Raw genomic sequence first — 23,856 nt, 5'->3', positions numbered from 1 at the left:
GGGAACTCTGACCGTCAGTCAATTTGTGCAACAGAGTCGGTGCGCAGCGTCATGGCCCCGCCGCAGTTGCCGCAAGGGCAAATGCCGGTCAGCAGGTTCAGCGGCCCATCGAAAAGCGGAAATTGGAGAGGTAGGATTCGTAGAACCGCACGGGCTCGACGCTGTCCGGCAGGGACCGGGCCACCGCCTGAAAGCGGCGATCATCGTCGGTGACGATATAGGCGATGCGCAGCCCGGCCTGGGCGGCGACCGCGTCGCAAAAGGCGCTGGCGTGGTCCAGATCGACCAGCAGGCCGTATAGGCATCGGCAACCTCCCACCCGGTGGCCGGCAGGTCGGCGATGCGGCGGCTCTCCGCCCCCGCCCGCATCCACAGCAGCGGGGCGATACGCTGCAAGGCGAGGTTGTGTGTGAGCAAGCTAGGACCGACTGCGGAGCGGCGCGGAGGCGTGGAGAGGCGTGGAAACGGAGACTCCGCGCGTCTTATTGAAAGCATTAGTTTTTCTGAAACGAACGGAGAAGCTGATGTCCGATGATCAAGTAGGGCTATGTCGGGGCGATGGCGCGATGGTTGGGGTGAGCGCGGGAGCGCAGTCGTGACCATCCTTCGTGGTCGTACGGACCAAGCCTGCCTCGCCGGATCTGCGGACGCAGGTCAAGAGCCGTCCGAGTAAATGACTCGAGGGAAGCACCAGACGCCCCAGCCGCAGGCCAAGCTCATCCGGTTCAAAGGTTCACGATAGCAAGGTGCGGCGGGGGAGTCGCTGTGCGACGAGGATGGCACAGGTCGCCGTATCGTGCCTTTTGGTGAACCGGGCACAACCACGCGAGGGTGTGCATAACAGCTTGTTTTCAAGGATATGTATCGCCATCCCGGGCGCGCCCTTGGCGACCGCGACAGCACCATCCGGGATTCCGGGTTGCGACCGGCGGGCATATATTTCATGCTTAAGGCCAACCACACAGTCGATGATGCTTTTCGTTCCGGGTTGGTTCGTACGTGTCGATATCGATTGTCGAACGAACCAGAAAGGGAAAGAGATGCAATCAGTCAGGCGCATGTGCAGGATCACCGCAGCGACGATGATGCTCGGGACTCTGGCCGCCGGAGCGATCGCCGCTGGCCCCCTCGAAGACCGTATCGAGGCCGGCGAATCTATCCGGCTTGGCTTCGCGGCTGCGCCGCCCTGGGCCTATCAGGGCGATGACGGCTCGCCAAAGGGCTTCGTCAACGGGATCACCATCGATGTTCTGAAGAACATGGGATACACCGATATTGAACCGGTGCTGACCGACTGGTCGGGACTGATCCCCAGCCTCAGGGCCGGGCGTGTCGATATCGTCACCGGTGGCATGTACATCCTCAAGGCGCGTTGCGAGAACATGGATTTCTCCGAACCGATCGGGGCCTTTGGCGATGCCTTCGTCGTCCCCGCGGGCAACCCCGAGAACATCGAGACCTATCAGGATCTGATCGACAAGGATCTGAAGATGGTGGCGCCCTCAGGCTATAACACGCTGGGTGACGCCAAGGCCGCGGGCGTTCCGGAACGTAACATCATGGAAGTGCCCGGCCCGACAGAGGCGCTGGCGGCCCTGCGGGCCGGACGCGTGGCCGCCTCGGCAACGAACGTGCTGGAAGCGAAACATGGAGCGGATTCGTTCGATGGGTTCGAAATGTCCGATCCGACCAAGTTCGTCGGCCGCGAAAAGCAGGTCGTCGGCGTTGGCTTCCACCCCGATGACGACGAATTCCGCGAGAAGTTCAACGAAGCGCTGAAGGAATACCTGGGCAGCGAGCAGATGATGGAGACCGTCACGCCCGACGACTACATCGCGGCCTACCTGCCCACAGGGCAGACCACGGAAGAGGCCTGCAAGGCCGACTGAGCGGGCGCGCAGCTCGCCCAATCGACCCGGACGGCGAAATATGCGCCGTCCGGTTTTTTCGTCCGCATGAGGACGCAACACGACGCCACGAGGGCCGATGTCCTATCTAGAATTCCTCGGCAACTACAGCGACCGGCTGATCGACGGCTCCCTGATCACGCTTCTACAGTTCGTCCTGGCGGCACTGGTCGCAGTCGCCGCCGCGATAATTTCCGGCCTGATCAAACTGGCGCAGCTGAAGCCACTACAGGCCGTCGCCACCGTCTATATCGAGATATTCCGTGGCACCTCGCTTCTGGTGCAGCTCTACTGGTTCTTCTTCGTCCTACCGCTGCTCGGGGTCAGCCTCGAGAAGTTCGTCGCCGGTTTCCTCGCGGTGGGTCTCTGTTATGGCGCCTACGGAGCCGAGCTGGTCCGAGGCGCAATCCAGTCGGTCCCCCGAGGCCAGTGGGAGGCGGCGCTGGCGTTGAACATGTCGCCCGCGCAGCGGATGTGGCGCATCATCCTGCCCCAGGCGCTGGTCATCATGCTGCCGCCTTGGGGCAATCTGATCGTCGAGATACTGAAGGGCACGGCGCTGGTCGCGCTGATCTCGGTTCCGGATCTGATGTTCGAGACGCGGCAGATCAACAACAACACCTATCTCTCCGCCCAGGCATTCGGAACCGCGTTGGTGATCTACTATATCTTCGCGCGTTTCGTCGTCACGCCGCTGATGCGGTGGCTGGAACGGGTGATGGCCCGCAGAATAGGAAGGGCCTGAGTCATGTTCGAATGGAGATGGGAATTTACCTTCGAAATTCTTCCGCGCCTGATCGGGGCGACGGGCAAAACGCTCCTGGCAGCCGGGGGCGGCTATGCAGTCGCTCTGGTGCTGGGGCTGATATTCGCGCTGGCGCAGCGCACGCCTTGGCGCGTGCTCACCGTGGCGACGCGCGAGGTGGTCGAGTTCGTCCGCTCCACGCCGCTTCTGCTGCAGGTCTTCTTTGTCTATTATGTCGGGCCGCAGTTCGGGCTGAACCTGTCGCCCTGGACGGCCGGCCTGGCCGCCATCGGCCTGCATTATGCCGCCTATCTTTCCGAGGTCTATCGCGGCGGCATTGAAAGCGTGCCCAAAGGCCAGTGGGAGGCCGCCAAGGCCCTTAATATGTCGACCCTCAAGACCTACCGCCGCATCGTCATCCCGCAGGCACTGCCTACGGCATGGGCGGGGCTGGGCAACTATCTTGTCGGCATCTTCAAGGACACGCCGATGCTGTCGGTGATCGGCGTGGGCGAGTTGATGCACACGGCCAACGCAGTAGGTGCCGAGCATTACCGGTACCTGGAACCTTACACTATAGTCGGGCTGATCTTCCTTGCCATCTCGCTGCCGACCGCCTGGCTGGTAAGGCAAATGGAGATCTCGCTCCGTCGCAGACTGGGACTGACGAAATGAATGACGACACGGGCCGCTATCCGCTGAAGCTGGAAGGCGACAACATCCCCATGGTCAGCTTCCGCAACGTGACCAAGAAATATGGCGACCTGACGGTGCTGGACCGCCTTGATCTCGACGTGGCGCCGGGCGAGATGGTCACGATCATCGGGCCGTCGGGGTCGGGCAAGACCACCGTCCTGCGCTCGCTGATGACGCTGGAAACGATCGACGGCGGCGTGATCTATGTGGACGGCGAGCCGCTGACCCATATGGAAAAAGGCGGCAAGCTGGTGCGCGCCAACCAGCGGCACCTGCGCCGGATGCGCGCGAAGATCGGTATGTGCTTCCAGCATTTCAACCTGTTTCCCCACATGACCGCGCTGGAAAACTGCATGGAGGGTCCGGTGCAGGTTCTGGGCCTGCCGAAGGACGAGGCGCGCGAGCGGGCTCTCGAGTTGCTAGGCATGGTGGGCATGTCCGAAAAATCCGATCAGCACCCTTCGCGCCTGTCGGGCGGACAGCAGCAGCGCGTAGCGATCGCCCGGGCGCTGGCCATGCGCCCCTCGGTGATGCTGTTCGACGAGGTGACGTCAGCGCTTGACCCAGAGATGATCGGCGAGGTCACCAACGTCATCCGTTCGCTGGTGGACCAGCACAGCCTGACGATGCTGATGGTCACCCACCAGATGGGTTTCGCGCGCGAGATTTCGGACCGGGTCTGTTTCTTCTACGGGGGCAGTATCGAGGAACAAGGCGCGCCGGCGACGATCTTCGAGACTCCCGAAAAAGAGCGCACCCAGCAGTTCCTGAGCGCGGTGCTGCAGGCGAACTGAAACAATAAATCCCCTACCTGGCTCAGTCGGACATCGCCCAGCATTACAGTCGCTTCCTCGACGAGGACATCATGATTGTGGCTTGGTCGCCACCTCTTTCCTCGGGTCATGGCCCACCGGGCCGGTGATGTCGGAATCCGCAGCGGGGGCATAGTCGGCGCTGTGCATCTCGCCTGAGAACCTGTCCGTTTGCGCAGAGTCCCCTTGCGGGTTTGATGAATGTCTGTGCGCAAACGGACAGATCCATTGTGCAGGGACATGCGATGATCAGCATGGCCACCGCGTTGATCAGCGCAAAGGTGAGCGCGGGCTCGGGTCCGAAGAACAGCCAGATAGGGAAGGTGAGCGCGGCAACCGCCATCACGGCCGGCACGAACCCCTCCGTCACCTTGTCCACCAGCGCCTGGATCGGCAACTTCGAGCCCTGCGTCTCTTCGACCATGCGGATGATCTGCGCCAGCACGGTCTCCGCACCGACCCTGGTCGCCCGGAACGAGAAGGCCCCGGTCTTGTTGATCGTGCCGTCGACGACTTCCGATCCGGCCTCCTTGGCGACCGCCACCGGCTTACCGGTGATCATCGACTCGTCGACATAGGACGAGCCGTCGACTACCCCGCCATCGGTGGGCACCCTGTCGCCGGGCCGGGCCGGACCTGAACGATGTCGCCGGGGCGGACCTCAGACAGCGGCACTTCGACCGTCCGGCCATCACGCTCGCCCTTCGGCTGCAGCCCGACCAGTCGCTTGTTCGCCTCGGAGGTCCGGCCCTTGGCCTTGGCTTCCAGATAGTGGCCGAGCATCACCAGCGCGTTCGTTGCGGCCGTGATCGGTCAACCTTCCTGTACCCAGTGGGCACCGTCCGCCCCCATCTCGATCCGACCGAAGCCGGGCGGCGGCATGTGATAGACCGCGACCCGCATCTGGTCCCCCACGATACGGTCGATCATTCGCCGTCGCGTCGCGGATGCGGTGGCGGGGTCCTGGTCGGTCCCCCAGCTCCAGTCCGGGTAGCGGACTGTCAGCGGATCCGAAAACACGTCGCCGGTCAACAGCAGAGGATCATCGCCCAGATGCAGCAGGAAACTGCAATGCCCGGGCGTGTGGCCCGGCGTTGCGATCGCTTCGATTCCCGGCAGGGGTTCGGCCCCGTCTTCGAAGAAGCTTGTCCGTTCGGCGATGCGCGGCAACCGGGTCTGCGCGCCTGCGACGAAGTTATGCAGGTTCTCGGGCATCGCTCCCATCGCATCGGCACTGGTCCAGAAATCGTATTCCTTCTGCGCCAGATGATAATGCGCGTTCGGGAAGGCGAGTTCGTCGAAGTCGTCTGTCACGCCCCACAGGTGGTCTGGATGGCAATGGGTGAAGATAATGTCGGTGATCTGGTCGGTCGGAACACCCGCGCTTTCAAGCGAAGCGGAAAGACTGCCGGCTGTTTCCATAAACGCAGGCCCCGCGCCGGTGTCAAAGAGAATGGTCTGATCGCCATGACGCAGGAGCGGAACAGTGCAGGGCATCAGGATAGGCGTCGCAAGATCGGCGGTTCCTAACTCGGCTGCCAACGCGTCAGGTGGCGCGTCAGGGAAAAAGAAGCCTGGGTCAAGCACCAGATAGCCGTCGTTGCACATCTGGGGCGCCGGGCTTTCCTGCGGCATTGCCCGGCGTGGGTGGACCATGCCCGCCGCGAGGGCCGAGGCGCCCAGAAACTGCAGGAAACTGCGGCGTTTGAAAGTGACCGAATAGATGAGTTCCATTGTCATGCCCGAGCCTCCGAAGCCAGAGTTCCCATGTTTCCTGCCTCCACTGACCGACAGCTTTTAATGACAGCAGGCCCGAGGGCTCCGCTTCCGCTTGGCAAGCCTGTGCAGGGACGTCGCGCAGCACCATCGGTCCGCTTGAAACCATAGCCGTCTCGCGATCCCGCGGCCACTGCCGGAAGCGACATAGTCAGGGGCGAGAGTGACAGTCCGCCTGCTTCCGCGTCGTTCAGGACGCGATGCCGAAGCGTTGGCGATACTCGCCTGGCGTGAGCCCGATGAACCTGGCGAAGATCTTGCGGAAGGCTCCCGGATCGCCATAGCCAGTTTCCCAGGCGATCTGTTCGACCGCGAGAGAGCCGAACTGGAGCAACTCGCAAGCTTTGCTGACGCGCAGCCGCTGCCCGTATTCCGAGGTCGTCATGCCGGTCGCCTTGCGGAATCGGCGCAGGAAGGTGCGCCGCTCGAGTCCCGCCCTATTCGCTAGTGTTTCCAGAGAAATGTCTTTGGCTTCGGTTTCCTGCAACCAGCGCTGGACCTCGAGCACGGCGGCATCGCCATGCCCCATTCGCGGAGAGAAAATGCTGTAGTAGCGCTGCTCGCGCCCCGGCGGATCTACCAGCAGGAATCTGGCGGTCTGCGTCATGACCTCGGCCCCGCGCAGGCGCTCGACCAGCCGCAGGCACAGATCCGTCCATGACATCACGCCGCCGGCCGTCAGAACCTGCCCCCCGTCGATCAGCAGGCGGTCCACATCGACAAGAACCTCGGGGAACCGCGAGCGGAACTGATCCTCCAGGATCCAGTGTGTCGTCGCGGGCCGGCCGTCCAGAAGTCCTGTTTCCCCCAACAGGAAGGCGCCGGCGCAGATCGAGGCGAGAATGCTGCCGGCGGAATGGAGGTCGCGCAGCCAGTCGAGATAAGGCGCGGCGATCGCCGCCGTTGCCGGGGAATCGAGGCTCGGCGGCAGGATCAGGACATCAGGACCAGCGCGCGTCGATGAGCCGGTATCGTAGACACGATGTGGCGGGTTGCCCTCGCCCTCGCTGCCCCAGTGGCTGACGGTGATCCGGTTCGGCTCAGCCGTGGCTCGCGGAGGCGAAAACCGGTTGGAGACGATGAAGAGGTCGGTCATCGCGAGAACCGCGGATATCTGCGCCCCCGGATAGAGCAGGATTCCGACCTCGGTCTCTTGCTCATCAGCCATCTGTCACTTTTCCCCCTGATTATGTCGATATCGCCGATGGGCATAGATCGGGACGATGACTATTTGTCCAGTCATGGAAACCCTGAACAACTGGAAGGTCAGACCATGAGCAAACGCGCCATCGTCGTCGTCGATCTGCAGAACGACTATTTCCCCGGCGGTAAATATGAACTCGTCGGCATCGACAAGGCCGCCGCGAATGCGGCCCGGGTGATCGAGGCCGCCCGCGAAAAGGGCGACCGCGTGATCCACGTCCAGCACATCTTCCCCACACAGGACGCGCCGTTCTTCACGCCGGATTCCGAAGGCATCAAGATCAACCCGGCCGTGGCGCCCCGCGAGGGCGAGACGGTCGTGGTCAAGAACCACCCGAACTCCTTCCTGAAGACCGAACTCAAGGAGATCCTGGACGCCGACGGCATCGAGGACGTCGTGGTCGTCGGTGCGATGAGCCACATGTGCATCGACGCGACCACCCGCGCCGCGAGCGATTACGGCTACAGGACGATCGTGGTTCAGGACGCCTGCGCCACGCGCGATCTCGAGCATGAGGGCGTGACCGTGCCCGCAGCATCGGTCCATGCCGCGATGATGTCGGCGCTCGGCTTCGCCTATGCGACCATCACCGACACCGACGCCTACACCGCCCAGTAGAGGTCTCTGCGAGAGACGGCGGCGAGACTCGACCGCCGAAATCCATCTGCCGGGCGAGGACACTCCCCGGCAGATGGTGAGCCCTGCGCACGGCGAAAGATTTTCGGAGTAGCAGACGTGATTTCCCAGATCATCGGCACGCGCGCCGGCAATGCGCCCGTGCCCATCTCGATCCTCGACTTCGTCATGGCCGGGCAAGGCGTTACCGCGCGCGACGCGGTGGCGGCCAGCGTGGAACTGGCGCGCCTGGTCGATCGGCGGGGCTTTACCCGCTACTGGGTGGCCGAGCATCATTCCATGCCGGGCGTCACCACCTCCTCGCCGCCGATGCTGCTTGCCCGTCTGGCGGGCGAGACAAGGCGGATCCGGCTCGGCTCGGGCGGCCTGATGCTGCCGAACTTCCCGCCATTGGTCGTGGCAGAACAGTTCGGGCTGCTGGCCGCGATGGCGCCGGGCCGCGTGGGCCTCGGCATCGGCCGGGCGCCCGGAACGGACATGACGACGGCCGCGGCCCTGCGGCGCGGCCAGATCGGCGCCGAGGATTTCCCAAACCAGCTCATGGAGCTTCTCGCCTTCCTCGATGCCGACTTCCCCGCCGGCAGCCCTTATGGAGGCCGGGTGAACGCCGTCCCCGGACCCTGGCAGGACAGCGAGAACGACCTGCCGCGTTCGACTCCGCGGCCGCCGGTGTGGTTGCTGGGCTCATCGGGCTATTCCGCGCAGCTTGTCACCGGAGCGATGGCGGTGGTCCGCTGGGCCCTGCGTCGTGGTGCACCTCAAAACCCTTGGCTTGAGCGCATGCTGGAACGCAAGCCGCCGTTGGTCGCGGCCTTTGCGCTGGCCAATAAGATGGCGCGCGGCATCTGGGCGATGCTCACGCGCGGTGAAGGCTATCGCGATCCGCCAGCGCTGCTTGATCCGGCAGCAAACCGCGAAACCGGACCGCAGAGTTGTGAGGAAGGCATGAACTGCATGGGCAAATGATCGACATGATCCGGGTTGGGCAAACCAGAAACCTTCTCAGAGCTTCGAGCTCGCTGTTGGAGATTTGGCCCCAGTCCGCGCATCACCATCTCGGCCAGCGGCATCTATCGGGCCGCGTGAACAGGCCTGACAAGAGTCCGCACTCGATCACATGCCTAAAGTTCAGAAATTCCTTGCAAATGAGAGCGGCATCCACAAGAGAAGGTTGTCTTTCAGGCCCATCCCCTCCGCCACTTGCACATAGCAAACCCGAAAACAGGTCCCTCGCGGGGCCTTTTTCTTTATGTGCCAAAGGGGTTTGCAGGGACCATCCGCCCTTCGGAGACTGCCCTGCCGCGCGAGATCGGTCTCCAAACGCCCACCGTCTCTTTCCACCCGCCCCCCGCTCCCGGCGAGACGGGTGAAAAATCCCCATATAATTCAGTGAGCTGACGGGATCGCACTGCGCCCGTGTTTCGCTGGTTCCGGCTTGTCTCAAAGCAGATGGAGGCGCGACACGGGCGGCGTGGTCGTTGGTATGTCTTGGGAGTTTTGCGCGAAGTCTCTGATGACAAACGCAGTTTCCGCCCCTAGCCTGGCGCGATGTCAAATGGGGCCTGGAACGATCAAGAGAACGACCTGATCGTCGCGGATTACTTCGCGATGCTGGCCGACGACGTCTGTGGTCGCCCCTACAACAAGGCCGAACACCGGCGTGGGCTTCTGCCGCTGTTGAATGATCGGTCCGAGGGATCGGTCGAGTTCAAGCACCAGAACATCAGCGCCGTGCTTAAGGGGCTGGGTGAGGACTGGATCCCGGGCTACAAGCCTGCCTTCAATTTCCAGCTGACGCTCGTGGATGCCGTGGTGCGCTGGCTGGCGCTGAACCCGGCCTGGCTGGGCCGCCATTCGGGTCCCGGAGCGCCGACTGGCCTCGCGGAGGCGCGGCCGATCTGGATCGGGCCGCCGCCTACGTTGTCGAACCAGCCGCCGCCGCAAGAGCTGGAGCAGATGCTGCACATCGCCCGCAAATTCGATGTCGCGGCGCGAGACGAGCGAAACCGCGCGCTCGGCCGTGCCGGTGAGGAACGGTAACCGGCCGATTGTTACCGCGGCGACTGAGCCTTGATGCGGGCGACGAGTTCCGCGTCATCGACAAAGTCGTCGAGGAACGCGTGCCAGGTTTCGGTGGTGATGCGCGCGTCCCTGAGCATGTCTTTCAGTTCATCGATACCGTCATCGGTCAGGGCGGTGACGGTGTCATCCGGGCCGGTATAGACGCTGATGATCGAGCCATAGGTCAGGTTGTCGTCGTTGTAGACGATGGCTTTGAGAAGCTCGGGGTCTTCGCCCAGCATCTTTGCGATGTAGTCGAGGGTGCAGACGTGGGTGACGGTTGCCATCAGGCGGCCTCGTGCAGGGCGGAGGGCAGCGGCGACCAGTTCCAGGGCAACAGATCGTCGAGCCGATTGATCTTGTGATCATGGATGCGGGCCAGGATGTCGGCCAGATAGGCTTGGGGGTCCAGGCCGTTCATCTTGGCGGTTTCAACGATGGTCATGGCGCGGGCCAGCGTTTCGGCTCCGGTATCCGCACCGGCGAAGAGCCAGTTGCGGCGCCCGACACCGATCGGGCGCAGCGCGCGCTCGGCAGGATTGTTGTCGATCGCCACCCGGCCGTCCTCAAGGAACAGGCTGAAAGCGTCCCGGCGGCTCAGCCCGTAACGAAAGGCCTTGGCCAGATCGCCCTTGCCGGGGATCCGCGAGAGCTGCTGCTCTGACCAGGCGAAGAAGACCTCGACCTTCGGAACGCTGTGTTTCCGGCGCGCGGCAAGGCGGATATCGGCGGGATGGCCGGTGATCTCCCGCTCGATGTCATAGAGCGCGCCGATACGGTCGAGTGCCTCGCGGGCGATCGTTGATTTGGTCTTGGTCCATTCATCATGGAAGTCACGCCTCAGGTGAGCCCAACACGCGGCCTCCCGAAGGCGGGGCTTCCCGTCGGGTTCCGGTTCATAGAGCTTGGCATAACCCTTGTAGCCATCGGCCTGGAGAATGCCGCGGGTGTTGGCGAGATGGCCGTGGACGTGCTCTTCCTTCCAGTCGGGCGCGAAGGCATAGACCGCGCCGGGCGGTGAGGCGCCTGCCCAAGGGCGCTGATCGCGGACATAGGCCCAGATCCGGCCCTTCTTCACACCCTTGCCCACCCCCTTGTCGCGGCCCGCGCGATCCAGCACCCGGATCGGTGTGTCATCGGCATGAAGGAGGTCGCTGGCCATCACATCCACCTCGATCCGCTCGATCAGCGGTGCCAGCACCTTCATGGCGCGACCGCACCAGTCGACCAAGGTACTGTCCGGGATGTCGGCGCCCATCCGGGTGAAGATCTCATGCTGGCGATAAAGCGGAAGGTGGTCGTCAAACTTGGAGACGAGGATGTGGGCGAGCAGGTTCGCACCGGCCATGCTGCCGGGGATCGGCCGGCTGGGGGCCGGCATCTGCACCATGCGTTCACAGCGGCGGCAGGACTTTTTCAGGCGGGCGATCTGGACAACCTTCAATTGTGCCGCGATCAGATCCAGCATCTCGCTGACATCTTCGCCCACCAGGCGCAAATCGCCGCCGCAATCGGGGCAGCAACTGCCGGGGTCGAGCTCCCGCCGCTCGCGCGGCGTGCTGTCCGAGACCCGGGGACGTCGGCGGGATGGGCGCTCGGCAGCTTCATCGGCAGGTGCCGTTTCCAACCCATCATCGTTTTGGCCGTCGTTCACGACGTCAGGCTGGCCTTCGGCCGCTGCGATCATGAGATCCTCGAGCGCCAGCTCCAGCTGTTCGATCTCGCGCTCGATCTTTTCCGAGGACTGGCCGAAGACCTGCTTCTTCAGCCTGGCAATGCGCAGCCGCAGGGACTGGATCAACTGGTCATGGGCGCGCAACGTGGCCGAGATCTTCGCGTTTTCCGCCTGCAACGCCGCGATCAGCGACTTCAGAAGCGCCGGATCATCAGGAAGGGTCTGGGCCGCATTCGACATGCGCCCACCTACCACAAGGCAGGCAAAATTGCCATAAAAACAAGGCGTTTTAGCAGGGTAAATCAGCCCACCCGGGCCGGTGGCGCGCCCCAATCCGGCCTGCGCCAGTCAATGCCTTCCCACAGCATGGCCAGCTGCGCCGAGGTCAGGCGAACCGCACCATCCCCGCGCATCGGCCAGGGAAAGCGCCCCTTCTCCAGCACCTTGTAATACAGGCAGAAGCCCTGACCATCCCAATGAAGCAATTTCAACCTGTCGCCGCGACGCCCGCGGAATGCAAAAACCGCACCGCCGGCCGGCTTCTGGCGCAGAACATCCTGGGCAAGTGCAGCCAGCCCGGAGATTCCCTTCCTCATGTCGGTCACGCCGCAGGCCAGATAGACACGAACGCCGGTTCCCGGCCCGATCATGCCCCTTCCACCGCACGGATCACATGTGTCAGCGTCACGGTATCCAGAGCCGGATCGAAGCGCAGGCAGCGACCATTCGCCAACTGCAACTCGATCTGGGCAGGCCGAGGCGCTCCTGTGCAGATGGCCGCTGTCTGCATCACCAATTCCGTGGGCCGGTCCAATCCAACCGGCAGAAACAGCGTCTCCGGAGACGCCGAAACCACGCCCTTCTTCTTCAGTTGGTGCCGCCAGGCATAGATTTGCTGCCGCGTCACATCGTGCCGCTGTGCAACCTGCGTCACCGTCGCCCCGTCCACGCCGACCGACAAAACGATCTCGAGCTTCTCCTCGTCGCTCCACCGCCGCCGCCGCTCCAGTCCAAGAATATCGCCCCGCATCCCCACACCCGCATAAGACACGTCATTAACGACGTCACTATGCACGTGCCTTAATCCATCAGCCCAAACTCAGGCAGGCGGTAACAATCGGGCCGTTACGAGGAACGCGTGCTGGCGCACGAATGGGCATCCCTGAAATCAGCGGGCCGTGACGATCTTGCGCGCAAGGTCAGGTGGGTGTCGGAGGAGGATGGCGATGGTGCCGGCTACGATATCGCCAGCTTCGCGCCGGATGGCCGTCCGCGCCTAATCGAGGTGAAGACGACGAACGGCTGGGAACGCACCCCTTTCCACATCAGCCGCAACGAGCTGGCCGTGGCCGAGGAGCGGCGCTCGGAATGGTCCCTGTTCCGGCTCTGGAACTTCGCGCGCGAGCCGAAAGCGTTTGAGCTGCACCCGCCGCTGGACGCGCATGTCTCGCTGACCGCGACGTCCTTTCAGGCGAGTTTTCATTGACTCCCCAAGCAGCTCCTTTGCGCCGCTTGATCGCCTTCACAAGATTACAACGCCTTACGGCTCTATAGATGCCTATTCTTGCCGGAAATCTCGGGTAAGCATCTGAGATGCAGTAGAAGCAACGTTGACGTTGGCGCCGGCGATCTGAGCGGCTGCAACTCGTCCTTGCGCCGCAAACTGTTGGAGACGTTCCCGCAATGCACTTAAATTGGCTGTGTCGATCACTAGCCTGATTGCAGTCCCTTGGAAATCCGAATCGAATGTATGCTTCCCTTCTTGGCTTAGCTCAATTCCGGTTCCGCCCGAACATAACAGGAAACTTCCACCGTTCCTGCAGATGCGGCTGGTCATATAGAGGCCGTAGCCAGAATTGTTCCATTGGTCGTTACCCCGCCCGGCGTGAGGATTCCCAGAGATTCCGGGCATCAAGGCCATCTGAAGGGCTTCCGGTTCCGTCAAGCCATCGAAGGCTGGGTTCCCGGTGAGAGCCCTATGGATGCCGATGCCGTCATCGACAATTCCAACTTCCACCTCATGGCGTTGGGGCCAATATTGAGCGCAAATGTAAATCTTTTCAGAACCACTATGCTCGACGACATTTCGCATGATCTCGCGGATGGAATATGTAAGGGTATCCTGTAATTCTCCCTGTTGATGGCGCGTAAGTAGCCCAGCAAGCTCGGCGGCTTTCCCCTCAATTACGTCTCCTACTTCCTGAAAGGAGTCGAATGCCTCTTGGCGAATCTCTGCGACATCAAGCTCGCTGATCGGAACATACCTAGAACTTCCAGGTGCCTCACCGGGAGCATTCCCATGTTGGAGACCAAAAGATCGGAAGAAGCCGAAATGCGCTGCGTATGAGTGATTTTCATGATCCCGTGCTCGTCGACGAGCTTCTGGTCGATTGCCTCGGAACTGGCGAAGCAGAGCAGAAAGGAGCAGCATCGAAAACGGAGGGAACCAACGCTCGCCGCCAAAGTGGAACTCGTATTCGGCTGCGTCTGGAAGATCTCGGAGCATGCAGGCGAACCCCGCGAGGCTAACCGGCGACAAATCGTAGGGGACGTCCACGCGCATTCGAAATCAGCTTTCCAATAGCCTAGAAAATATCAGAATTTGGGCATGCCCACGGTCAGGCGCTACCTTTCTCATGAAATACATGCTTGGACAGCCATGTTCCAGCGCCACTGAGTGCGGGACGGCGTCAAATTCCTGGCCACGTTTCTAAGCGCGCCCGAACACCCGCTCAGCCTGCTCCTGCCATGTCTCCCCCGCCAGAAAGCACAGGTCATAGAGGCTGACCGCCGACGCCTCGCGCCCGCAGGTCAGGCGTTTGAGCACCTCGGGCGCCAGATAGGCGAGGCGCAGCTGGCGGCTGACGTGGCGTTCTGCCAAGCCGACGGCCTCGGCCAGTTCCTGAATCGTGGCGAACTCGCCTGCCTCCATGCGCCGCCGCCAGCCCCATGCCCGGCCGATGGCGCGCAGGATGTGCGGGTCCTGCGCCTGATCCTCGCTGGGGATGTAATCGGCAGGCGGCATGATCTTGGGCCGCCCGTTCTTCTTGCGCAGCTTCAGGGGGATCAGTACGCGGATCGTGTCATTGTTTCGGGTCATTCGGCGGCCTCCATGTCGCGTGGGGCGATCATCTCGCGGATGACGCCTGCGACGCCTTCGCGCCGGATGTCGACCTCGAGCCCGGCGGCGGTGACAGTGACGCGCCGGACCAGAAGCTGGATGATCCGCGCCTGCTCGAGCGGAAACAGCTGCGCCCAGAGGGTGTTGAAATCATGCAGCGCCGCGATGGCCTCGGCCTCGGATACCTGATCGCGCTTCAACGCCGCCAGCACCTGCGTGACCACCTCGGGTGTCTGCAGGATGCGCCGGACCTCGGTGACGATGGCGTCCTCGACCATGCCCGCAGGCAAGCGGGTCGGTGCTTGATCGCCGCCGCTGTCGTCCTCCGTCGTGCGGTTCTTGATCACGTCCATCGAGACGTAATAGCGGTAGAGCTTGCCGCGTTTCTTGGTCGCGGTCGGGGTCATCGCCGCGCCGGTGTCGGTGAAGATCAGGCCCTTCAGCGGCGCGGGCGTCTGCATGCGGCTGTTGCTGGACCGCGCGTGGCGGTTGCCCTGCAGGATCGCATCGACCTGATCCCAAGCCTTGTCGGTGACGATGGCGTCGTGTTCGCCGGGATAGGCCTTGCCCTTGTGGACGGCCTCGCCGCGATAGACGCGATTGCGGAGCACCCGATAAAGGTAACCCTTGTCGATCAGCGTGCCCTGCTTACTGCGAAACCCCTCCCGCCGCAACTCCTTCGCCAGCATCGTGGCCGAGCCGAGTTCGACGAACCGCTCGAAGATCCGGCGTACCGAGGCGGCCTCAGCCTCGTTGATCACCAGCTTGCGGTCCTGCACATCGTAGCCGAGCGGCACATAGCCCCCCATCCAGATCCCGCGCTTGCGCGAGGCGGCAACCTTGTCGCGGATGCGTTCACCGATTACCTCGCGCTCGAACTGGGCGAAGCTCAGAAGGATGTTCAGCGTCAGCCGCCCCATCGACGTGGTCGTGTTGAAGGACTGCGTGACCGAAACGAAGGTAACGCCGTTGCGGTCGAAGACCTCGACCAGCTTCGAGAAATCCATCAGGGCGCGGCTGAGCCGGTCGATCTTGTAGACCACCACCACATCGATCAGCCCGTCGTCGATGTCGGCCAGCAGCTGTTTCAGCCCCGGCCGGTCCAGATTTCCACCCGAAAAGCCGCCGTCGTCATAGCGGTCGCGGGTGGCGACCCAGCCCTCGGATTTCCGGCTGGCGATATAGGCCTCGCAGGCCTCCCGCTGGGCGTCGAGGCTGTTGAATTCCATGTCGAGCCCTTCCTCGCTCGACTTGCGTGTGTAGATGGCGCAGCCCTACCACCCCCTCCGCCATGTTGAACCCGCAAGTGTTCGCAGAAATCCCAAGGAGGTTCACATGGCGACCAGGCACCTTTCCCAGATCGAGCTGGCGGCTCGCTGGAATATTTCGCACCGCACGCTGGAGCGCTGGCGGGGGACGGGCGAAGGCCCGAAATTCATCAAGCTCGGCGGCCGGGTGATCTACCGGCTCGAGGATGTCGAGGCCTTCGAGGCCGAACAGATCCGCGGCGTGGATCACGAACCCCATCGTCCGATGTCGGCGTGAGGGCGCGGAACATGACGATCTCCAACCACATCACCCTGGCCGATATCCACCGCATGCCGGTGGGCCAGATCGCGGCGCTGCCCGCCGATCAGCTCGCGCTGCTGAAAGGCGCGGCCGACGAGCAACTGACGCAGGCGAAGTCGGTCGCGGACTGGCTCGACGGCGCCATCTCGCTGAAATACGCGGACCGCGCCCAGGAAACCCGCCAGGAGGCGGGCAAGGACACCGGCACGATCCGGTTCGAGGATGACGGCGTCACCGTGATCGCCGAACTGCCCAAGCGCATCGACTGGGATCAGGCGTTGCTGGCGCAGATCGCCGAAAACATCGCCTCGGCGGGCGAGGACCCGGCGGAATTCATCGAGACCAAGCTGTCGGTGTCCGAGCGCAAATACGGCGCTTTGCCGGAAAGCTGGCGCAAGGGCTTCGAGCCCGCGCGCACGGTCCGCACGGGCAAGCCGAAGTTCCGCCTCGTGCTGAACGAGGAGGTGCGCTGATGGCCATTTCGCTCGCGTCCCTGCGCACGACATCCGTGCTGACCCCGCCGCGTATTCTGATCCACGGTGTGGCCGGGGTGGGCAAATCCACCTTCGCGGCCGATGCCGACAGGCCCGTTTTCCTCATGACCGAGGATGGGCTGGGAAAGCTGCAGGTCCCGCACTTCCCGCTCGCGACCAGCTATGCCGAGGTGGCCGAGGCGCTTGATGCGCTTTTGAACGAGGACCACGATTTCGGCACGGTCGTCGTCGACAGCGTCGATTGGCTGGAGCCGCTGATCTGGGCCGAGGCTTGCAAGCGCAACGGCTGGGCCTCCATCGAGGCGCCGGGGTTTGGCAAGGGCTATGCCGAGGCGCTGACCATCTGGCGCGAATATCTCGACCGGCTCAACGCGCTGCGCGACCGCAAGGGCATGGTGGTCATCCAGATCGCCCATACCGACATCAAGCGTTTCGACAGCCCCGAGCACGAGCCCTACGACCGCTATGTCATCAAGCTGCAGACCCGCGCCTCGGCGCTGCTGCAGGAGCATTCGGACGTGGTGCTCTTCGCCAACTATCAGATCTCGGTCGCGAAATCCGATGTCGGCTTCAACAAGAAGGTGACCCGGGCGCTCGGGTCCGGTGCGCGCGTCATGCACACCGAAGAGCGCCCCGCCTTCCTCGCCAAGAACCGTTACGGCCTTCCGGACACCCTTCCGCTGATGTGGTCGGAGTTCCTCGCGGCCATGCCCCAATCCCAATGAACTGAACAAGGACAAGACCATGGCACGTTTCGACACGTCCTTCGACGCCACCAGCGTCGAACCCACCGCCGCCTACGAGCTGCTGCCCGCCGGCAAATACCGCGCGCAGATCGTCGAGAGCGAGATGCGCGTCACCAAGAACGGCATGGGCCAGTTCCTCTGGCTGATGCTCGACATCCTCGAGGGCGAGCATAAGGGACGGAAGATCTTCGACCAGCTGAACCTGGTGAATCCGAACCCGACCACGGTGGAAATCGCGCAGCGCACGCTCTCGGCGATCTGCCACGCCACGGGCCGGATGAATGTCAGCGACAGCGAGGAGCTGCACCTGATCCCGATGATGATCCAGGTGAAGATCCGCCCGCCGAAGAACGGCTACGGCGAGAGCAACGCGATTGCCTATCTGCCGCCCGAGCGGGGTTCGGCCCCGGGCGGACGCCCGGCGAAGCCCGCGCCCGATCCGGCCAGCTCTTCGGTGCCGCCGAAAATGGCCTCCGCGCCCTGGAACAAGAAGGGCTGAGCACCCGCGCTGCCCTGCGCCCTGACTGACAGGGCAGCGCGCAACCCCATCTGAGGATACTCCCATGACTGACATGACCAACGCGGCCCCCGTGGCCGTGAACAACCCCGGCTTGCCTGAAAACCAGCGGCGGCTGATCGAGCTCGACGATGCCATCGCCAAGATCCGCACGCAGATCGCGATGGCCGATCTGGCCCGCCAGCGCGGCCAGAAGCCCATCGATCCGGACTGGTTCCACCGGGCCCGCACGGCCTTGCGTCACCTGTGCCGCGAGCGGGCGGAACTCTTGGCCCAAGGCACCGGCCGTCGCCGCCGCGAAAAGCTCAAGGACGCGCTGATCGGCATCCTGCGCGAACGCCATGACCCCGAGACCTGGGATGGCATTCTGGCCGAGGCACAGGCCCGCAGCGAACGGGAGGGTATGTGATGGCAGAGTTGCCCTGCGCCCCCACGCCGACGCTGACGGCGATCTATGCCGATTATGAGGCCCGCCAAGGCGACGGTTTCCGCGATCACCTCGGCGCCTCGATCATCGGCAAATCCTGTGCCCGGGCGCTCTGGTATGATTTCCGCTGGATCACGCTCGCGCGCCATTCTGGCCGCCTTCTGCGCCTCTTCGAGACGGGCCAGCTGGAAGAGGATCGGCTCGTGCGCAACCTCCGCGCCACCGGGGCGACCGTGCTCGAGGTCGATCCCGAGACCGGCCGCCAGTTCCGGGTCGAGGCCCATGGCGGCCATTTCGGCGGCTCGCTCGACGGCGTGGCCCTCGGGCTCCTGGAGGCGCCGAAGACCTGGCATGTGCTGGAGTTCAAGACCCACTCGGTCAAGAGCTTCAACGAGCTGGTCGCGAAGGGCGTCGTTCTGTCCAAGCCCCAGCACGCCGCGCAGATGCAGATCTACATGCACCTGACGGGCATCACGCGCGCCCTCTACGTCGCGGTCTGCAAGGACACCGACGCGCTGCATGTCGAGCGCATCGAGGCGGACCGCGCCATGGCCGAGCGTCTTCTAGAAAAGGCCGGGCGCATCATCTTCGCCCAGCATCCGCCTGCGCGGATCAGGGAGGACCCGGCCTGGTTCGAATGCCGGTTCTGCGATCACCATGCGGCCTGCCATGACGGCGGTGGCGCTGCGGTGACCTGCCGGTCCTGCCTGCATGCGACGCCGGTCGGAGCGCTTCCAGAAGAAGTGGATACCGGTTCTTCGTCCGGAAGCGCGACCAGCAAAGACGTTGGTGGATGGCACTGCGCCCGGCACGACCGGATGCTGTCGCCTGCCGAGCAACGCGCCTCCTGCGGCCGCCATCTCTTCATCCCCGACCTCATCCCGGGCGAGGTCATCGATGCGGGCGACGATGTCGTCACCTACCGCATGGCCGATGGCACGACCTGGACCAACGACGCCCGTTCCCCGGAGGCTGCGCCATGCTGACCCTGCGCCCCTATCAACAGGCCGCGATCACCGCGATCTACGGCTATTTCCAGACCCACACCGGCAATCCGCTGGTGGTCATCCCGACCGCGGGCGGCAAGTCGCTGGTCATGGCGTCCTTCATCGAGGGCGTGCTGAAGGCCTGGCCCGATCAGCGCATCCTGATCGTGACCCATGTCCGCGAGCTGATCGCCCAGAACCATGCCGAGATGATCGGCATCTGGCCCGAAGCGCCGGCGGGCATATATTCGGCGGGCCTCGGCAAGCGCGAGGCGCAGGCGCGGATCCTCTTCGCCGGTATCCAGTCGATCCACCGCCGCGCGGCCGAGATCGGCCATACCGATCTGGTGCTGATCGACGAGGCGCATCTGATCCCCGGCAAGTCGAGCACGATGTATCGGCGCTTCCTCGACGCGCTGAAAGCGATCAACCCGGCGCTCAAGGTGATCGGGCTGACCGCCACGCCGTTCCGGCTCGATTGCGGGATGCTGCATGAGGGGCAGAATGCGCTCTTCACCGACATCGCCTATGAGGCCCCGGTCCGCGCGCTGATCGATGCGGGGTATCTGAGCCCTCTGTTCTCGAAACAGCCCGCCACCCGGCTCGACGTCTCGAAGGTGGGCACCCGCGCTGGCGACTTCATCGCGCGTGATCTGGCGGCGGCGGTCGACCAGGATGCCATCACCCGCGCGGCCGTCACCGAAATCATCGAGCATGGCCGTGACCGAAAATCTTGGCTGGCCTTCTGCTCGGGCGTCGAGCACGCGCGTCATGTGGCCGAGGAATTCGGCCGCCAGGGCGTCAGCTGCCGCACGATCTTCGGCGACACGCCGAAGGACGAGCGCGATGCGATCCTTGCCGCCTTCAAGCGCGGAGAAATCCGGGCGCTGGCCTCTATGGGCGTGCTGACCACCGGTTTCAACGCGCCCGGTGTCGATCTGATCGCGCTGCTGCGTCCCACGCAATCGGCCGGGCTCTATGTGCAGATGGTCGGGCGCGGCACCCGTCTCGCGCCGGGCAAGGAGAACTGCCTGGTCCTGGACTTCGCGGGCAATGTCCGTCGCCACGGGCCGATCGATCTGGTGCGGCCCAACCGCCCTGGTGATGGCGGCGGGGGCGAGGCACCGACCAAGGTCTGCCCGGACTGCGACAGCATCATGGCGCTCTCGGCGACCGAATGCCCAGATTGCGGCTATGTCTTCCCGGCGCGCGAGGTGAAGATCGCGCCGACGGCCGCCACGCTGCCGGTGCTTTCGCCGAAGCAACAATGGCTCAAGGTCACGGGCGTTTCCTATAGCCGCCACGACAAGGCGGGCGGCCGTCTGTCGCTCAAGGTGACCTATAGTAGCGGCCTTGCCACCTACAGCGAATGGGTCTGCCTCGAGCATCAGGGCTATGCCCGCCAGAAGGCGGCCGAGTGGTGGCGCAAGCGCGCGCCCGGCTGCCCCGTGCCGCTGAGCGTGGCCGAGGCCCTCGCGCAGACGAGCCGCCTTGCGCGCCCCAGCGACATCTCGGTCCGCCCCTCGGGCCGCTATCTTGAGATCTCCGGTTACAGGTTCGCCCCATGCGCCCATCCGACCCCGGCCTCTGCGCCGTCTGCCACCGGGAACCTCGCGGCTTTGGCTGGTTCGAGCCGGGGTTCCGCCGCACCGACCCGCGGCGCGACGCCAGCCGCAAGCGGCTCTGCAGCCGTGCCTGTCAGGACCTCTGCCATGGGAGGAAGGGCATGATCGATCCGACCCCGAATGAGACCGAGGCCATGGCCAAAGGCGGCCAGATGGGCGGCGAATATCTGGAAGCCATTGGCAAGTCCGACCTCGCGACCCTGTCCGAGGAGGAATGGGCCCGGTTTCTCGATGCCGTCGTCACCGGCTATTGCGACCACCTGCGCGCGCTGGCGGCGAAGGATCGCAACCGGCTCGACGCGATGGCCCCGGAGGTGCCGTTCTGATGGCCGACACGTCTTGGATGGCGCGCTTCGGCGCGCGGCTCGTCACCAATGGCTATGCCATCCTGCCGATCGGCCCGGGCACCAAGAAACCCGGCCGGTTCCAGCGCGGCGGTTGGGCCGATTACCCGGAATGGAACCGCCATGCCGAACGCCCGACCACGGAGGTTGAGGTCGCGACCTGGGCTGCCTGGCCCGATTGCGGCATCGGCATCGTCGGTGGAGCGGTAGCGGCGGTCGATATCGACATCGCGGCGGACGCCGAACTGGCATTGCAGATCGAGGTGCTGGCCCGGGCGCGCCTCGGCGACACGCCCGCGCTGCGCATCGGCCGCGCCCCGAAGCGCATGCTGGTCTATCGCACGGCCGCACCGTTTCGGGGCATCAAGCGCCATCCGCTTGAGGTGCTCTGCCTCGGGCAGCAGTTTCTGGCTTATGCCAACCACCCTGATACCGGTGCGCCATATGTCTGGCCCGACGAGGGGCTGGCCGATCTCGATATCACCGACCTTCCGGAAATCACCGAGGAAGCGGCGGCGGCCTTTCTGGATGAAGCCTATGCGATCCTGCCCGAGGCCCTGCGCCAGCGTGGGCTGCGCTCGGCAGCACCGGCCACCGTGCTGCGCAACCACGGGCAGATCGGCACCTTGCCCGCCATCCGGTCGGCGCTCGACTGGCTGCCGAATGACGAGCTCGATTACGACAGCTGGATGCGCGTCGGCATGGCGCTGAAGGGCGCGCTCGGCGATGAGGGCGGCGAGGTCTTTGCCACCTGGTCGGCACAGGCGGCCAAAGACGTGCCCGCGACCACGGCCCGCGCCTGGGCGAGCTTCAAGCCCGATCGGATTGGTGCGGGCACGATCTATCATCTCGCCATGGAACGCGGCTGGCGGCCCGACACCGCCTTGCGCCTCGATGGCAGCCTCGATCCGGACGGCCCGCATCCAGCCGCCGACCTGCTGGCCCGGCTGGAGGGGAGCGCGCCCACCGTCGCCGACCCGGAAAATCCCGCGTTCAGCCTGACCATCCCCGACGGTCTCGTCGGCGAGCTGACCGGCTATATGCTCGCCACTGCCCGCCGCCCGCAACCGCTTCTGTCGCTCGGGGCGAGCCTCTGCGCCATCGGGGCGTTGATGGGACGGCGGTATCGCACGACCAGCAACCTGCGCTCGAACCTCTATGTCGTGGGGATCGCGGACAGCGGCTCGGGCAAGAACCACGCCCGCGAGATCATCAACGAGGTCTTCTTCGAGGCAGGCCTTGCCCACCATCTCGGCGGCAACAAGATCGCCTCCGGCGCGGGGCTCTTGACTGCGCTCCATCGGCAGCCCGCGATCCTGTTTCAGATCGACGAATTCGGGATGTTTCTCTCGGCCGCCGCCGACCGGAAGCGTAGCCCGCGCCATATCACCGAGATCCTCGACAACATGACCGAGCTGTTCACGGCCGCGGGCGGGATCTTCCTCGGGGCGGAATATGCGAACCGCGACGGCACCAATGAGCGGCGCGACATCAACCAGCCCTGCCTTTGCGTCTATGGCACCACGACGCCACTGCATTTCTGGGGCGCGCTGCAGGGCGCGAATGTGGTCGACGGCTCGCTCGCGCGCTTTCTGATCCTGCCGAGTGATGAGGACTATCCGGACGAGAACCTCGCCGTCGGCATCCGGCAGGCACCGCCCGCGCTGATCCAGGCGCTCCAGCTGGCCGCGAAAGGCGGCGGGGCCGTGAAGGGCAACCTGACCGGCAAGACCGCCGATCAGAACACCGCCGTGAACCCGATGACCGTGCCGATGTCGGATGCGGCGCGCGCCCGTTTTGCCGACCTCAGCGACGCCCTGACCGAGGAGCTGCGGGCAGCGGCCGGCACCGCCTTCACCGCCATCCTCGCCCGCATCGGAGAGAATGCGCTGAAACTGGCGCTGATCGTCGCTGTCGGGCGCGATCCTGTGCGCCCTGAGATCGACATTACCGCTGCGGGCTGGGCCATCGGTTTCGTGCGCCATTACGCGCGGCGCACCATGGAAGCGGTCGAGCGCCATGTGGCGGATACCGAAACCGAGGCGCATCTGAAGCGGCTGAAGGAGATCGTCCGCGCAGCCGGGCCGAAAGGGATCACCAAATCGGAGATCACCCGCGCCTCCCAATGGCTGAAATCGCGCGACCGCGACGAAATTTTGCTGACGCTGATCGAGAGCGGCGACATCACGACGGGAATGCGCGGCTCCTCGACCAAGCAGGCCATGGTGTATCGGATGGCGCGGTGGGGCGGGTGACCGGAGATCCTTCAATCCGCCTGAAGCGGTCCTTGAAGCCAAAATGCCGACAAGCAGCAGAAACGAAAGGGAAAAACCGGATCCTTCAAATCCTTCAATCTTTCAAGAGGACCCCTTTCCCCTATACGCGTGCACGCGCGTTCTAATAGAGAGTGACAGGTACCTATTGAAATATTGAATAATTGAAAGATCATATATTACACATACAGGACAACTACTTAGGGGCGGAAATCCTTCAAGACGTCCCTCTGAAGGTTCTG

Annotated in this window: 26 protein-coding genes and 4 pseudogenes; 18 read left to right on the top strand and 12 right to left on the bottom strand. The window is 64.0% G+C overall.

The features are described from left to right. Positions 1–97 precede the first annotated feature (97 nt). Positions 98–319 carry a hypothetical protein gene (locus ESD82_RS16795; RefSeq protein ID WP_024846230.1) on the bottom strand — a complete coding sequence of 74 codons (222 nt, stop codon included), beginning with the start codon at positions 317–319 and terminating at the stop codon, positions 98–100. Between the two features lie 739 nt (positions 320–1,058). Here ESD82_RS16795 and ESD82_RS16790 point away from each other — a divergent pair. The 4 genes from ESD82_RS16790 to ehuA all read left to right on the top strand — a co-directional run bounded on the left by ESD82_RS16790 (position 1,059) and on the right by ehuA (position 4,142). Then, positions 1,059–1,889: a transporter substrate-binding domain-containing protein gene (locus ESD82_RS16790; RefSeq protein WP_197029496.1), complete on the top strand. Its 831-nt coding sequence runs from the start codon at positions 1,059–1,061 to the stop codon at positions 1,887–1,889. Between the two features lie 97 nt (positions 1,890–1,986). After that, positions 1,987–2,652, top strand: coding sequence for an ectoine/hydroxyectoine ABC transporter permease subunit EhuC (gene ehuC / locus ESD82_RS16785; protein ID WP_147427771.1), 666 nt, complete (start codon positions 1,987–1,989; stop codon positions 2,650–2,652). Between the two features lie 3 nt (positions 2,653–2,655). Beyond that, positions 2,656–3,327 (top strand): ectoine/hydroxyectoine ABC transporter permease subunit EhuD, encoded by a 672-nt coding sequence (gene ehuD / locus ESD82_RS16780; RefSeq protein WP_028710976.1) that lies wholly within the window; start codon positions 2,656–2,658, stop codon positions 3,325–3,327. Continuing rightward, complete coding sequence (ehuA, locus tag ESD82_RS16775; protein WP_028710977.1) at positions 3,324–4,142, top strand: ectoine/hydroxyectoine ABC transporter ATP-binding protein EhuA; 819 nt, start codon at positions 3,324–3,326, stop codon at positions 4,140–4,142. The genes ehuD and ehuA overlap by 4 nt, the downstream gene beginning before the upstream one ends. A gap of 106 nt (positions 4,143–4,248) precedes the next feature. Here ehuA and ESD82_RS16770 read toward each other — a convergent pair whose 3' ends face one another. From ESD82_RS16770 to ESD82_RS16760, 4 genes are all read right to left on the bottom strand, one after another. Further along, on the bottom strand, positions 4,249–4,773 hold the full coding sequence (locus ESD82_RS16770; RefSeq protein ID WP_456152426.1) for a P-type ATPase: 525 nt from the start codon (positions 4,771–4,773) through the stop codon (positions 4,249–4,251). Then, the gene (locus tag ESD82_RS22695; protein ID WP_456152425.1) at positions 4,752–4,943 is read right to left on the bottom strand and encodes a hypothetical protein; all 192 of its coding nucleotides are present in this window, start codon (positions 4,941–4,943) and stop codon (positions 4,752–4,754) included. The genes ESD82_RS16770 and ESD82_RS22695 overlap by 22 nt, the downstream gene beginning before the upstream one ends. 30 nt (positions 4,944–4,973) lie before the next feature. Beyond that, positions 4,974–5,900: an MBL fold metallo-hydrolase gene (locus ESD82_RS16765; RefSeq protein WP_147427772.1), complete on the bottom strand. Its 927-nt coding sequence runs from the start codon at positions 5,898–5,900 to the stop codon at positions 4,974–4,976. Between the two features lie 226 nt (positions 5,901–6,126). Beyond that, entirely contained in the window at positions 6,127–7,104 is a 978-nt protein-coding gene (locus ESD82_RS16760) for a GlxA family transcriptional regulator (protein WP_147427773.1), read from the bottom strand. A 105-nt stretch (positions 7,105–7,209) separates the two neighbouring features. Between ESD82_RS16760 and ESD82_RS16755 the strand changes: the two genes are divergently transcribed. The 4 genes and pseudogenes from ESD82_RS16755 to ESD82_RS16745 all read left to right on the top strand — a co-directional run. Further along, positions 7,210–7,758 carry a cysteine hydrolase family protein gene (locus ESD82_RS16755; RefSeq protein ID WP_147427774.1) on the top strand — a complete coding sequence of 183 codons (549 nt, stop codon included), beginning with the start codon at positions 7,210–7,212 and terminating at the stop codon, positions 7,756–7,758. Between the two features lie 117 nt (positions 7,759–7,875). Beyond that, a pseudogene (locus tag ESD82_RS22275) lies at positions 7,876–8,475 on the top strand (MsnO8 family LLM class oxidoreductase); the annotation flags it as partial. A gap of 6 nt (positions 8,476–8,481) precedes the next feature. Beyond that, a pseudogene (locus ESD82_RS22270) lies at positions 8,482–8,661 on the top strand (IS110 family transposase); the annotation flags it as partial. A 663-nt stretch (positions 8,662–9,324) separates the two neighbouring features. Beyond that, positions 9,325–9,813, top strand: a pseudogene (locus ESD82_RS16745) (DUF3883 domain-containing protein); the annotation flags it as partial. Between the two features lie 14 nt (positions 9,814–9,827). Here the strand turns inward: ESD82_RS16745 and ESD82_RS16740 are convergent. The 4 genes from ESD82_RS16740 to tnpA form a co-directional block, all read right to left on the bottom strand. Next, the gene (locus ESD82_RS16740; protein WP_011746419.1) at positions 9,828–10,124 is read right to left on the bottom strand and encodes a hypothetical protein; all 297 of its coding nucleotides are present in this window, start codon (positions 10,122–10,124) and stop codon (positions 9,828–9,830) included. After that, entirely contained in the window at positions 10,124–11,752 is a 1,629-nt protein-coding gene (locus tag ESD82_RS16735) for an IS66-like element ISPpa5 family transposase (RefSeq protein WP_011746418.1), read from the bottom strand. The genes ESD82_RS16740 and ESD82_RS16735 overlap by 1 nt, the downstream gene beginning before the upstream one ends. Before the next feature lie 62 nt (positions 11,753–11,814). Beyond that, a complete protein-coding gene (gene tnpB, locus ESD82_RS16730) occupies positions 11,815–12,162 on the bottom strand; it encodes an IS66 family insertion sequence element accessory protein TnpB (RefSeq protein ID WP_011746417.1) in 348 nt (115 codons plus the stop codon). Beyond that, a complete protein-coding gene (gene tnpA, locus ESD82_RS16725) occupies positions 12,159–12,587 on the bottom strand; it encodes an IS66-like element accessory protein TnpA (RefSeq protein ID WP_197029475.1) in 429 nt (142 codons plus the stop codon). Before tnpA ends, tnpB begins: the two co-directional genes overlap by 4 nt. 54 nt (positions 12,588–12,641) lie before the next feature. On the opposite strand from tnpA, the pseudogene ESD82_RS16720 reads away from it, so the two are divergent. Then, a pseudogene (locus ESD82_RS16720) lies at positions 12,642–12,998 on the top strand (DUF3883 domain-containing protein); the annotation flags it as partial. Between the two features lie 72 nt (positions 12,999–13,070). On the opposite strand, the gene ESD82_RS16715 reads toward ESD82_RS16720, so the two are convergent. The 3 genes from ESD82_RS16715 to ESD82_RS16705 all read right to left on the bottom strand — a co-directional run bounded on the left by ESD82_RS16715 (position 13,071) and on the right by ESD82_RS16705 (position 15,862). Then, a complete protein-coding gene (locus ESD82_RS16715; protein WP_147427775.1) occupies positions 13,071–14,075 on the bottom strand; it encodes an ATP-binding protein in 1,005 nt (334 codons plus the stop codon). A 147-nt stretch (positions 14,076–14,222) separates the two neighbouring features. Beyond that, positions 14,223–14,612 carry a hypothetical protein gene (locus tag ESD82_RS16710; RefSeq protein ID WP_147427776.1) on the bottom strand — a complete coding sequence of 130 codons (390 nt, stop codon included), beginning with the start codon at positions 14,610–14,612 and terminating at the stop codon, positions 14,223–14,225. Then, positions 14,609–15,862, bottom strand: coding sequence for a recombinase family protein (locus ESD82_RS16705; RefSeq protein ID WP_147427777.1), 1,254 nt, complete (start codon positions 15,860–15,862; stop codon positions 14,609–14,611). The genes ESD82_RS16710 and ESD82_RS16705 overlap by 4 nt, the downstream gene beginning before the upstream one ends. A 106-nt stretch (positions 15,863–15,968) precedes the next feature. Between ESD82_RS16705 and ESD82_RS16700 the strand changes: the two genes are divergently transcribed. The 9 genes from ESD82_RS16700 to ESD82_RS16660 all read left to right on the top strand — a co-directional run bounded on the left by ESD82_RS16700 (position 15,969) and on the right by ESD82_RS16660 (position 23,596). Beyond that, complete coding sequence (locus tag ESD82_RS16700; RefSeq protein ID WP_147427778.1) at positions 15,969–16,178, top strand: helix-turn-helix transcriptional regulator; 210 nt, start codon at positions 15,969–15,971, stop codon at positions 16,176–16,178. An 11-nt stretch (positions 16,179–16,189) separates the two neighbouring features. Further along, positions 16,190–16,675, top strand: a complete 486-nt coding sequence (locus tag ESD82_RS16695) for a hypothetical protein (RefSeq protein ID WP_147427780.1) — start codon at positions 16,190–16,192, stop codon at positions 16,673–16,675. Beyond that, positions 16,675–17,421 (top strand): ATP-binding protein, encoded by a 747-nt coding sequence (locus ESD82_RS16690; RefSeq protein ID WP_043869389.1) that lies wholly within the window; start codon positions 16,675–16,677, stop codon positions 17,419–17,421. Before ESD82_RS16695 ends, ESD82_RS16690 begins: the two co-directional genes overlap by 1 nt. A gap of 19 nt (positions 17,422–17,440) precedes the next feature. Next, a complete protein-coding gene (locus ESD82_RS16685; protein WP_147427782.1) occupies positions 17,441–17,941 on the top strand; it encodes a DUF669 domain-containing protein in 501 nt (166 codons plus the stop codon). A 64-nt stretch (positions 17,942–18,005) separates the two neighbouring features. Next, positions 18,006–18,368: a hypothetical protein gene (locus ESD82_RS16680; protein WP_147427784.1), complete on the top strand. Its 363-nt coding sequence runs from the start codon at positions 18,006–18,008 to the stop codon at positions 18,366–18,368. Beyond that, positions 18,368–19,372 carry a PD-(D/E)XK nuclease family protein gene (locus tag ESD82_RS16675; protein ID WP_147427786.1) on the top strand — a complete coding sequence of 335 codons (1,005 nt, stop codon included), beginning with the start codon at positions 18,368–18,370 and terminating at the stop codon, positions 19,370–19,372. Before ESD82_RS16680 ends, ESD82_RS16675 begins: the two co-directional genes overlap by 1 nt. Continuing rightward, positions 19,366–21,102, top strand: coding sequence for a DEAD/DEAH box helicase (locus tag ESD82_RS16670; protein WP_147427788.1), 1,737 nt, complete (start codon positions 19,366–19,368; stop codon positions 21,100–21,102). Before ESD82_RS16675 ends, ESD82_RS16670 begins: the two co-directional genes overlap by 7 nt. Beyond that, positions 21,099–21,323 carry a DUF6511 domain-containing protein gene (locus ESD82_RS16665; protein ID WP_119896261.1) on the top strand — a complete coding sequence of 75 codons (225 nt, stop codon included), beginning with the start codon at positions 21,099–21,101 and terminating at the stop codon, positions 21,321–21,323. Before ESD82_RS16670 ends, ESD82_RS16665 begins: the two co-directional genes overlap by 4 nt. Then, positions 21,323–23,596 (top strand): PriCT-2 domain-containing protein, encoded by a 2,274-nt coding sequence (locus tag ESD82_RS16660; protein ID WP_167521780.1) that lies wholly within the window; start codon positions 21,323–21,325, stop codon positions 23,594–23,596. Before ESD82_RS16665 ends, ESD82_RS16660 begins: the two co-directional genes overlap by 1 nt. Positions 23,597–23,856 lie beyond the last annotated feature (260 nt).

This window comes from Paracoccus pantotrophus (assembly GCF_008824185.1).
In the GTDB taxonomy this organism is placed as follows: Bacteria; Pseudomonadota; Alphaproteobacteria; order Rhodobacterales; family Rhodobacteraceae; genus Paracoccus; species Paracoccus pantotrophus.
The sequence above is the reverse complement of the archived record's forward strand: the minus strand, read 5'-3'. Positions and strand labels throughout refer to the sequence as shown.